This is a genomic window from Planktothrix sp. FACHB-1355, assembly GCF_014748295.1.
Lineage (GTDB): Bacteria > Cyanobacteriota > Cyanobacteriia > Cyanobacteriales > Aerosakkonemataceae > Aerosakkonema > Aerosakkonema funiforme_A.
On the sequence record NZ_JACJUP010000078.1, the window covers coordinates 1 to 11,352 of the forward strand.

The following is an 11,352-nucleotide window of genomic DNA, read 5'->3' on the forward strand; positions in this document are numbered from 1 at the left end:
GAAGGCCGCGCGTTATGCCGCCGCGCTGGTGTTCGCGGTGCTGGCGGTTCTGGTGCTGCTCTAGTCTTAGTTTTTTCCGGTATATTTACCTTGGGAGCTTTGTAGGGCTTGGGTGCTTCGTCGTCAGCCCAAACATCTTCCTCCTCTTCCTCGTCTTCGTATTTATCCTGATATTTTTTGTTGTCATAACGCGGTGGAGGTTCGGGTGTCGCATACGCTTTTCTGGCGTAGTTGTTGGGCGTTTGCGATGCTTCGCTCCAGTTTTCTTCTTCTTCTATATCTTCTTCATCGTAGTAAGCGGGTTCTGGTGGGGGCGCGGCTTTACGCAGGGGTTGTGCTTGACGCACCGGCTGTCGGGGTGCGGGTTCTTCCCACTCGTCTTCGTCCCAGGTTTCTTGGGCTACCGGTTTGGCTCTGCGGATGGGTTCGGCTTTTTGGAGGGGAACGCCTGGGCCGAGTTGCTTATCGGCTCCGATCGTGGTAGGTCTGTAGTATTCTTCGTCTTCTTCTCGTTCCCAAGGCGCTCTACCAATACCCAAGCGCTCCATTACACCGACGGTCAGCTGCACGAGTCGGTCTTCGGCTCCTTCAAATACGATCAGACGATTCGGGCCACTGCTGACAATTTCGTCAATGGGTAGTTCGTAGGTGCTGATAGTCTCAAAACCGCCGATGCGATCGGGTATTTGCGGAACACCCAAAGACGCGATAATCAAAGATGTTAGTTTGCCAGTTTCCGGCTCAAACTTGAAACTCCGCACCCTCCCCAGCATTTCGCCGGTTTCTGTGATCACTTCGCAATTGATCAGGGTGTTGTAAGCTTCTACGTCTACGTCGTCTTCCAGAACGGTATCATCATCAACTTGGATAACGTCGCCGATTTGAGTGATGCGACTGAGGAGCATAAATCGCGGTACGCTGCCAATAGAGATGATGCTATCTCGCAGACCTACTGCCACAACCTCCCGCTGGTCGATATCTACCCACAGTTGGCTCACCACCCCAAGGCGCTTCGCCTTATCGAGGGTGATTACCTGCATTCCTAATATGTCTGAGCGTTGGCGGATTTGTTCAGATGTCATTATGTGTCCCGAACCTGGGTCTCGAACCCTGTTACAATACTTATCTTAATTATTCACATTGTCAATTGGCTGACTCAGGCAAGCTTCAGGACTGCAATTTTATGCCTAAAACTTGGGTGTAAGCTCCCCTAGCTTGGGTAACACCGATGACGCGCTCAGCCGATTTAACCATAGGGCCTTTGTGACTGACTACAATAAACTGTGCTTGGCTTGCCTGTTGTTTGATCATTCTAGCCAATCGCTCGACATTTGCTCCATCCAAAAACATATCGACTTCATCAAAAGCGTAGAAGGGTGAGGGACGGTAGCGCTGCAAGGCAAAGATAAAGCTCAGTGCTGTCATGGATTTTTCGCCGCCAGACATGGAGGCGAGGCGCTGTACGGGTTTGCCTTTGGGGTGTGCGACGAGGTTTAAACCGCCGGAAAATGGGTCTTCGGAATTATCCAGGGTTAAACTGCCGTCCCCTTCGGAAAATTCCGTAAAAATAGCTTGGAAGTTTTCGTTAACGGCGTCGAAGGCTTCTTTAAAGGCGCGGAAACGTAAGGTGGTGAAGTTTTCGATCCGCAATAGGATTTCGGTGCGTTCTTGTTCCAGGGTAGCTAGTTTTTGAGTTAGTTCATCCAGGCGGTTTTGGGTGCGATCGTACTCTTCCAGAGCTAGCATATTGACGGGTTCCATTGCTTGGAGCCGTTTTTGAATAGTACGCATCTCTTTTTGCAGTTCTTCGAGATCCACTTTTTCCGGTACTGTGGGCATGGGGTCGGGTAATTCTGCCTGTCTGGTTTCCCGTTGCGCTTGCACCGCTACCAGTTCTTCCCGGCGAGTTGTTTGGGTTTCTTGGAGTTTCTGCAATTCCCATTCTACTTGTTGTTGAGATTGACGTAACTCGCGCAGGTGATTTTCTGTGCGATCGCGTTCTTTTTTCTCTTCTCCCAACTTTTTCTCTGCCTCAGTCATCGACGCCTGAGTTTGTGCTATCTGTTCGTTTATCGCTGCTAATTGCGTGCTAACTGTTGATTGTTGCGCGTTCGCATTTCCTTGCAGATTGTGATATTCTTCCACGCGCCGATGACAATCTTGAATTTTTTCTTGCAAGCGCTGCTGTTGATTTTCCAAATCTTTTAACCGTTGTTCGGCATTGCGAAAATTTTGTTCCCTTTCTCGCAATTCCGCTTCCTGTATTTTGATCGTCGCTTGGATTTGTTGCCACTCGCTATGAGTTTGCGATTGTTCCAATTCTGCCAAACTTTGTCTGAGTTCTGCCAATCGTATTTCTTGTGTCGGTAATTCCCGATCCAAAGATTCCAGACGAGTTTGCGCGTTGGCTAGTTCTTGGTTATTTTTAGAAAGGAGCGATCGCGCCTGTTCCATCTGCGCGTTTAAATTCTTGATTTCTTTCTGCAATTGTTCAAAATGCAGTTCTTGTTCCCGCCGTTGTTGGCGTGCTTCCGTTAATTGGTGAGATAATTGTTTTGTCTTCACGGACAGAGAATGAATCGCCTCACCGCAGCGTTCTAAAACTATTTCAATTTCGTGTAACCGATTTTTCAATGCCGTTGCTTCCGCCGACTCAGAAGGATCGCCTACACCGAAATGCAAAGTCGATTTTTGACTGATACTCCCGCCAGTCATCGCACCGCTAGTTTCCAACAATTCCCCATCTAACGTGACAATGCGATATTGTCCCAAATAAACGCGAGCTGCATCGATCGTTTCAAAAACAACCGTTCCGCCAAAAACATAAGCGAAAACATTTCGATAGCGATTGTCGTATTCGATCAGATTAACGCAATAATCGATAAATCCATTCGCATATCGCAAAGCAGTTGCTTGATGGAATGGTGGCGGTTGAATTTTGTTCAATGGTAAGAAGGTAACTCGACCTGCGCGTTTTTGTTTGATCAGTTCAATTCCCGCCGCAGCAACGCCATCATCTTCTACTACTAAATTTCCCAAACGCGCACCCGCAGCCGTTTCCAGTGCTAATTGAAAGCGCGGTTCGACTCTACCCAATTGGGCAACCAATCCGCAAACTCCCGGCAATCCAGATTGTTGAATAACTTGAATCGCGTAAGTTCCTTGCGCTTCTTGTTGAGCTTGCGCTTGTGCTTCCAATTTATCTAATTGTCGTTGTTTATCTCGTTGTTCTTGCAAGAGACGTTTTTGAGTTTCTTGCTGAAGTTGCAGTTCTTGTTCTGCTGCTGTGAGAGATTGCGCTAACGATTGAACTGTGTGGGAAGATTCTGATAGTTGAATTTCCCAATCAGCAGCTAGAGATTGTTTGGTAGTCAGTTGCGGTTCGCTGGATAGCAATATTTGACTTTGTTCGTCTATCTGCCGACATAAATTAGTGTAGCGCTCTCGCAGTTGCGCTTGTTCCGTGCGCTGCGGTTCGATCGCTTGCAGGATGGTTTCGATTTGGCGACTGAGGGCAGTTTGTTGCTGTACCCAAGCTTCCGACGCAGATGCGATCGCACTCGCATTTTCCCGATTTTGGTTTAATGCTTGTTGCGTTTCCTCCCGTGCAGCAGCTAAATAATATAGTTGTCCTCGCACAGTTTCTTGTGACTGAGTTAATTGCTCTAAACTTTGTTGATGTTGTTCGATTTCGCGATGAGTTTCCTGCAATCGCCTTTCCGTTTCTTGGGCAGATGTTTTCAGTTCCTTTACTTGACGTTCTAGCTGACGCTGTTCCGCTTGTTGAGTAGCGAGAACAGATTGCAAAGATAGTAATTCCTCTTCTCCCAAAGCTTTAACGCGAGCGTTCAAATCTTCCAGTTGCGCTGTAGTTCGCTCAATTTGTAAGTTCAGATTATTTAGTTGTTCGTTAAGTTGATGAAAATTGCGATCGCCTGCTTCGATGGATTCCCGGAGATGCCATTCCTGTTGTTGCAGAGAACGCCAAGCCAAGACAATTTCCCACTTTTCTTTTTCCTGAAGTTCGCCGCGAAGTTTTTGGTATTTTTCTGCTTTAATACGATCTTGAGAAAGACGATCGCGCTGTGCAACTAATTCCTTTTCCACAATCCGACAGCTATCTTCCTTTTCCCGCACCGTCTCCAGAGTTTCCTTCGCCTGGGAAATTTTGCGATCGAAAGCCGCCACCCCAGCCAACTCATCAATAATCTCGCGACGTTCCCGCGAATTCATCGAAATAATGCTGGTCACATCCCCTTGCAACACGACATTGTAGCCTTCTGGATAAATCCGCAAGCGTTCTAATTGTTCGTGCAGTTCCCCAACAGTACAAGTTTGACCGTTAATGTAATAAGTCGAAGTGTAACTGCCTTGCTTGGTAACGCGCAACCTACGGGTAACACTCCATTCCTTCGATTTGGGATTTGGGATTTTGGATTTGGGATTTTCTTGCTGTTCTTGTGTTTCCGCAAGCGGAACAGATGCGCCATTTTGTGCTACTGTTTCATTTCCATTCGCTTCATTCCCATCCCCGTCGAACGGGGAGGCGTCGGGGGTAGAATTTCCATCTTCCGTAATATCCTCTCCCAATCCCGCTTCATCGCTCAAATCGAACGTCACCGTAACAATAGCTTCCGCAGCACCGCGCTGCATTTGGTTTTGGTTAACCAAATCCGGGAGGCGTTCCGCACGCATACCCCTGGAACTGGCGAGTCCCAGACAAAACAGCAGCGCATCCAAAATATTCGATTTTCCCGATCCATTTGGCCCAGTAACTACTGTAAACCCTGGCAGCACGGGAATCTGGACAGTACCGCCGAAAGATTTGAAGTGAGTCAGTTCCAGGCGCTTGATATGAACCATAGGCGCTGGTAGGTATGGAAGTACAAGTGTATCAGCGATCGAGTCTCAACAGGTTAGCACAGCCAGTCATAGAGACGAAAGATACTATTCTATTCTCCAGGCTTGGTACTTTTCACCCTGCTAGATTAGCAATTGATACTCTGCTGCCTTCGGCATTTCAGCAATCTATACCTTTTTTCCAATATGCCAATTCCAGAACCCTCCCAACTATCCCTATGGCTACTGAATGGGTTACTTGCCATTATTGCGGGTCTTTTGATTAACGAATGGGGTAAACCAGGCAATTCATCGCGGCGCAAGTGGTTAATTTTGGTACTGGGTGCGGGGTGTAGCTTAATGGCAGCCCTGGTAAACTGGTCAAGCGGTGCTACCTCAGCAGATGACCAAACCTATTTTCTCGTTCTGGGCTATGCCTACTCGCTGCTAACAATATTCTTGCTTATCACCAGGGAGAAAGCCGAAACTCCGTCGCCTCGCAAACAGCTGCTAGAAGCTGTCCGGGATGAAGTGGCGCAGCGGCTGGAAGTTTCTCTGCACAATCAAAAAATGATTGACTTGGCGACGAGAGAGTTACCGCATCATGTCGGGGCAAGTTCTATTTCGGCAGTCAATCCAGACAAACGACAGTTGATTAACTGGATTGAATTGCCAGCTAAGTTGATGTCGCAATTCTTAGGAAAAGCCGATAATGGGCAAGATGTCCATCCCGCAGACGAAACAATTATTGATGTTTTTAAGCGCAAAGAGGGCAAGTTACTGATTTTAGGTGAACCTGGTGCTGGCAAAACCACAACGCTGCTCGATTTGGCAAAAGATTTGTGCGCGGAAGCAACAGAAAACGAGAAACAACCCATCCCGATTTTGTTTGACCTTTTTTCCTGGAACTATGCCAAATTCCTCAACTACGCCTCAGAGCGACTTTTCCTACAACGAATTGGCGGACGTTATCGCTTCATCCACGACTTGCTGCGAGAGCATTTTGCCCAAATGTCACAATGATGATTAATTTCCTGTGTTCTGATAAGATGAAGCCGATCTTATGCGATCGACAAATGAGATTTCAGTTTTGACAGAATATGCCAAGATTGAGTCCACAGAATCGATCCACCTTCTTCCGGCTGGAAAATACGCTCTGCAAAAGGTAGCCGTTTCGCCAAGGTTGCGCCAAAATCAGGGGAATGAACGGTACTCGTATCCAAACCGCCATACCACAGATCGACGGGAACAGCGATCTCTTCCAATTTTATCTGCCAAGAACTGAGCGCATTAAGGAGATCCCGTACATATCCTTGAGCGCCCTGTGAGAAACCTTCCTGCAACGATCGCCTAAACGCTTGGCTAAAGGTGTCACTCTCATATAATACGCGATCGCATTCTGCACTCATCCCGATAATTAACTGCCACAAACCATCAGCTGTAGCCATCTGAGAAAAGCGTTGCTCAAATCCTACAGGATCTTGTTGGATAGCAAGAATCGTACCTTTTACATCGGGATGCAAAAGCGGTAAGAGGCTGGGATGAGAAAGTTCATCCTGTCCCGACACAATTGCGATCGCTTTCACTAGACCCCCCGCTGCTAAAGCAAAGGTGAATGGTGCGCCTTGAGAAAAACCCACAGCGAGAACATCATGGAGATCCTCGGACTGAATAAACTCTCCTATATCATCCACCCAAGAAGACAAAGTTTTATTCGGGTGAGGGTCAGACAAACCTAAGCCAGGTCGGTCAATCGCAATCAATTTCAGACCGAGATTTGGAATATCGTTCGCCCCAAAACCAAGCCAACCGCTCATTCCCGCCCCAGTGCAAAACAAAACTGGAATACCCTCAACAAGTCCCCATTCCGACCACGCGAGTCTACGATCGTCGTGCAGTTGCATTGTCGCCTGTCTTTCGGGTGGTGTTGCGATCGCTTTTTTGTTATTCATTTTCTTGACATCCTCCTCGACCTAAAGGTACGAGGATTCCAAAGATCGCTCTTTGGGCTTCCTCTTTCCACGACTCGGCTTACTTGGAGGGATTTCTCCACCCAGGCAGAGGTCGATGTCTCCAGAGGCGTTAGTTCCCGTATGCCCTACGGTACGGAGTGCTAACTCAAGGACATTAATAGCTGCGTTCCAGTCTCGGTCTAAGACTAACCCACAATGCTGACAGCGATGCGTTCTTTGACTCAAAGACTTCTTGACGACTTTCCCACAGTTAGAACAGTTCTGGCTGGTGTACTGGGGTGGGACAGCTACTGTCACAACTCCAAACACCTTGCCAAAATATTCCAACCAATTACGGAAAGCCGACCATGCCACATCGGAGATGGACTTAGACAGCTTTCTGTTCTTCACCATATTTCGCACCTGCAAATCCTCGTAGGCAACCAAGTCGTTAGACTGGATAACGCATCTTGCCAACTTGACGGCAAAATCTTTACGCTGCCTACTTACCTTGAGGTGCTTTCTACTCAAGCGATTTCTCGCTTTGGCTCTATTTTTCGACCCTTTGGAAGTTTTGGAAAGTTTACGCCCAAGCCGCTTGAGCGCTTTTTCGGACTTCCTGAGATGACGGGGATTCTCAACCGTCTGCCCATCCGAGTCGGTGTAGAAGTGAGTCAATCCAACATCAAGACCAATGGTTTTACCCGTTGGTTCTCTCTTCTCAACCCGTTCGACATCAAGGCAAAACTGAACGTAGTATCCATCAGCACGGCGAACAACCCGAACTCGCTTAATTTGATTCAACTGATAGAAGTGCAAATCACGGGTTCCCCACAACTTGAAGCTTCCAGCTTTGAACCCATCAGTGAACGTGATAGTTCTTCTATCCTCCGACAGCTTCCAGCCACAGGTTTTGTACTCAACAGAACCATGTGTCTGATGCTTCTTAAAGCGCGGAAAACCTTTCTTCTTGGCTTTTTTCTTGCAGTTGTCGTAAAACCGAGCAATAGCAGACCAAGCCCGTTCCGCAGAAGCTTGACGAGCCATAGAGTTGAGCTTATTTGCCCAAGGGAATTCCTTGGCAAGAACCTTGCAATGAGCGCTCAGTTCATATCGCCCAATTCCTTGATTGTCCATCCAGTATTTGATGCAAGAGTTGCGAACGAATCTTGCAGTACGAATAGCTTCATCAAGCCGTTCGTACTGTTGTTTTTTGCCCTCAAGTTTTGCTTCAAATACCAGCATTTTACGTTGTTGTGCCTGACATAAATTATTCTAGCACGAATCAAGAAAAGTCCCCCTGGAAGGGGGAGGCTTTAGACCCATTAATTTCGGTAAGGAAAGGGAAAAAAGAAAATATTAATTCTTCCATTCCCCCGCTCTCGCGCTCTCATACTCTTCTCTAGCCGCCAGCTACATCAGGTCTTGAAACAGGCATAGGGAAGAGAGTTTTCAATCCATTTTCGCGCTCTGTCGGTGTTTCTTTCGCCCAATTCCAGAGACTTTCATAGAAGAAAAACGACACTCCAGCCAAACCGCGATCGCGAGATACGCGAACTTGAGTTTGAATTTGTTGCATAGAAGTCGAGTTACCTTTCAGACCGGCCATAATACCCACAGCTACGGGGATATGACTTTGAGCCAACTGCACTTCTGCACGCTCCAATTCGGTAGTAAAACGCTTGAGGTCATCTCGATAAACTTGCACAATAATTTCTTGCACTAGATTCTGTCTTTCCCAGGTAAACCAGTCTTGCAAATGTGCTGGCAAAGAGAAATGTAAGGGATTGGGAGAGATAGAAACAATACATTTTGGTTTGCGAGCTTTCACAGCACTCGATAGTCGCGCCATGAAATCGTTAATTTTGTCTGCTCGCCAGCGTACCCAAAAAGTTTCTCTAAAATCGTTGTCAGGAGATAGCCCCGGCAGTTCTTTTTTGTAAAGTGCAACCGTGTAATCATCATATCCAAATTCAGCAGGCAAGCCGAAATGGTCATCTAATTGAATTCCATCTACATCGTAGTTGCTGACAATTTCGACAATTAAATCTAGGATGAATTGCTGCACTTTCGGATGAAAAGGATTGAGCCAAACGCGGTCTTCTACTCCTTCTTTCCAAATTTTGCTCCCATCGCGACGCTGAGTGAGCCAGTCGGGGTGACGTTTGGCTAATTCAGAATTAGCTGGTGCCATGAAACCAAATTCAAACCAAGGAATAACGGTTAAGCCTTTTTTATGTCCTTCTTCAACAGCTTCTTTGAGCATATCTCGCCTTTGCAACCCAGGTTCTGGGTCGAGCGATCGCCCGATCGCACTTTTTGCTACGCGGCTGGGATAAAGCGTATAACCTCCATTCCAAACTGTGGGATAAACTGTGTTAAAATTTAGGTCGTGCAAGCGCTGTAAAGCATTGGTGAGTCGAGCGCGAGAAAATAGCACATCGCTATCTATATTTGTCAGCCAAACTCCTCTGATCTCGGCAGTAGATGTATTTAATGCTGTTTTTAGCAGAGAAGTTGTTTCGGGTGTTGTCGATGGTGCTGTTGGTGGAGTTAGCGTTTCTACTACAGGAATATACTCTTCTGGAACTAAACCAAATTTACCGAGAGCTTGACACAAGGAAGCGGCTACTTCTGCTCGCGTTGCTAACCCATTAGGGTTGAGTGTGCTGACATCAGGATAATTGACAACTAGCTGTTTTTCAGTGGCAGCGACAATCGCATTGCGGGCATAATTTTTAATGGCATCCGCATCTGTAAAAAGCGCGTTTAAAGTTTCATTTACTGTCTGGGTGGGCGAATACTTTAAGCCACTTACTAAAGCTACCAAGATTTGTTCTCGCGTAATCTTTCTGAGTGGGTTGAAAACTTCACCGAGATAACCAGAAAGAAAACCTGTTTGGTAAGCTCTAGTAATTGCGCGACCTGCCCAGTAGTTGGAGGGAATATCGGCAAAGCGAACGGCATCGCGGACTTTTGGTTGGTTAGGGAATGCCTTATCCAACATTGTGGCAAATTCAGCCCGCGATACTGCCAAACTGGGTCGGAAAGTTCTATCTTCATAACCATTGATAATATTTTCTCTGATGAGTTTTTCAATGCAAGGTTGCGCCCAATGTCCTTGAATATCTCTAAATCTCGTTTGCGAGTAAGAGGGTTGCGGTGCGATCGCGACAATGATTGTGGTGGCCGCAATCAGAATGGTAAACCATCTGCGTTTGTGAGGCTGTAGGTGACAGATAAAGTGCCGGATATACCCGGAAAGCCTGTCTGTACAGGCTGTCAGAAGGCGTTTGACAGATCTTTTCACCATATTTCTGGACTTGTAGTTGTAAATAAAGTAAAGTCAGGGTCTGGAAGTTTTTTGATTTTAATCCGAATTTGTGTACTGAGGATAATTAAAACATTGGTATGACCGAGATATTTATGATACCTTACACAAGTCAGCATATTTGACCCAAAGGAACTATTTTCTTTGACAATCTGATTGCGATCGCAGAAAATTAGCAAAATTACTTCGGCGCTAAATATGTTTTTAATAGCGCATTCCTCAATCTCAGCACTTTTGTACAGTGCCTTAGCTATTACCTACAGACAATCTGGGAAATTACGGAACTAAACAAATGCTTTTGAACGTCTAGGTTCTGTGTATACCCTGGTATTGCAACCGCGCCGCAGGCATAGTGCCTGCGCTTGCACTAACGCTACGATCGCCATAGCGTGACGCGGCTAAATCCCATATCGGATCGTTTTTCGCTGTAGAAAGTTCCCATAAAACCTATGTTCGATCGCTCCACACCAACCCAAACAAACACGAAGCCTCGGCGGATTTTGTCAGCCTTAGTGTTAGCTGGAATCTTGTCTTTAGGCTCCAGCTTCACTATCTTAAAAACTGCCGTTGCTTACCCTCAAAATCTTGCTCAATCTACTAGCGAGACTGTTGAAACTACTAGCGAACTGATCGGCCAAAGTCCTTCTGATGCTCGTGCTAACCGCCTTCCCGCTCAGGTAGCTCGTGCTGTTCGCCAAGATCTTTCTGGCAAAACTGGAATTGCTCCCGGAAAGCTGAGAATTACCCAGTTTAGTCGGCAAACTTGGCCGGATGGTTGCCTGGGTTTGGCCGAACCCGATCGAATTTGCACTCAAGCATTGGTAGAAGGTTGGCGCGTTGTGGTATCTGACGGTAGCAAAACCTGGACTTATCGTACCAACAGCGACGGTAGAATCTTACGCCTAGAAGATCGGCGTGTCTCTGTTAATTTGCCAAAATCAGTCGAGCAAGTGGTTAGCCAAAGAACGGCTACTGGCTCTCTCAGACCTGTTCCCATTCCTGCGAGCGAATTACCGCCTCGTTTAGATAGAGGTATACTCTTTCAGGCTACTTCCAGTGGTGGAATTACCGGTCGCACTTATCAAACTACCCTCATGAATGACGGACAATTGATGCGAGTTCGCATTGGCGATGCCAATGACTCGGAACGCAGCGTGCGTCAAATTTCTCCCCAACAACTGCGGGGGTTTAAGCAGTTATTGCAACGGCAATCGCTAACGCGGTTTAGCG

6 protein-coding genes and 1 pseudogene are annotated in these 11,352 nt (G+C 46.9%); 2 read left to right on the forward strand and 5 right to left on the reverse strand.

Annotation, left to right across the window (positions count from 1 at the left end; all coding sequences use genetic code 11):
• Positions 1-1,082 (reverse strand): PRC-barrel domain-containing protein (locus H6S82_RS06025; protein ID WP_191056087.1); only part of this gene is annotated, 1,082 nt, incomplete at its 3' end.
• An 85-nt stretch (positions 1,083-1,167) separates the two neighbouring features.
• On the reverse strand, positions 1,168-4,863 hold the full coding sequence (gene smc, locus H6S82_RS06030) for a chromosome segregation protein SMC (protein WP_190471494.1): 3,696 nt from the start codon (positions 4,861-4,863) through the stop codon (positions 1,168-1,170).
• A 183-nt stretch (positions 4,864-5,046) separates the two neighbouring features.
• Here smc and H6S82_RS06035 point away from each other — a divergent pair, with 183 nt between their 5' ends.
• The gene (locus H6S82_RS06035; protein WP_190471579.1) at positions 5,047-5,862 is read left to right on the forward strand and encodes a hypothetical protein; all 816 of its coding nucleotides are present in this window, start codon (positions 5,047-5,049) and stop codon (positions 5,860-5,862) included.
• Between the two features lie 38 nt (positions 5,863-5,900).
• Here the strand turns inward: H6S82_RS06035 and H6S82_RS06040 are convergent, their stop codons facing one another.
• From H6S82_RS06040 to H6S82_RS06050, 3 genes are all read right to left on the reverse strand, one after another.
• On the reverse strand, positions 5,901-6,791 hold the full coding sequence (locus H6S82_RS06040; protein ID WP_199315508.1) for an alpha/beta hydrolase: 891 nt from the start codon (positions 6,789-6,791) through the stop codon (positions 5,901-5,903).
• A gap of 21 nt (positions 6,792-6,812) precedes the next feature.
• The gene (locus tag H6S82_RS06045; protein WP_191056088.1) at positions 6,813-8,036 is read right to left on the reverse strand and encodes an RNA-guided endonuclease TnpB family protein; all 1,224 of its coding nucleotides are present in this window, start codon (positions 8,034-8,036) and stop codon (positions 6,813-6,815) included.
• A 157-nt stretch (positions 8,037-8,193) separates the two neighbouring features.
• The gene (locus H6S82_RS06050; RefSeq protein ID WP_190468543.1) at positions 8,194-10,104 is read right to left on the reverse strand and encodes a family 10 glycosylhydrolase; all 1,911 of its coding nucleotides are present in this window, start codon (positions 10,102-10,104) and stop codon (positions 8,194-8,196) included.
• 467 nt (positions 10,105-10,571) lie between these two features.
• Here H6S82_RS06050 and H6S82_RS06055 point away from each other — a divergent pair.
• Positions 10,572-11,352, forward strand: a pseudogene (locus H6S82_RS06055) (hypothetical protein); the annotation flags it as partial.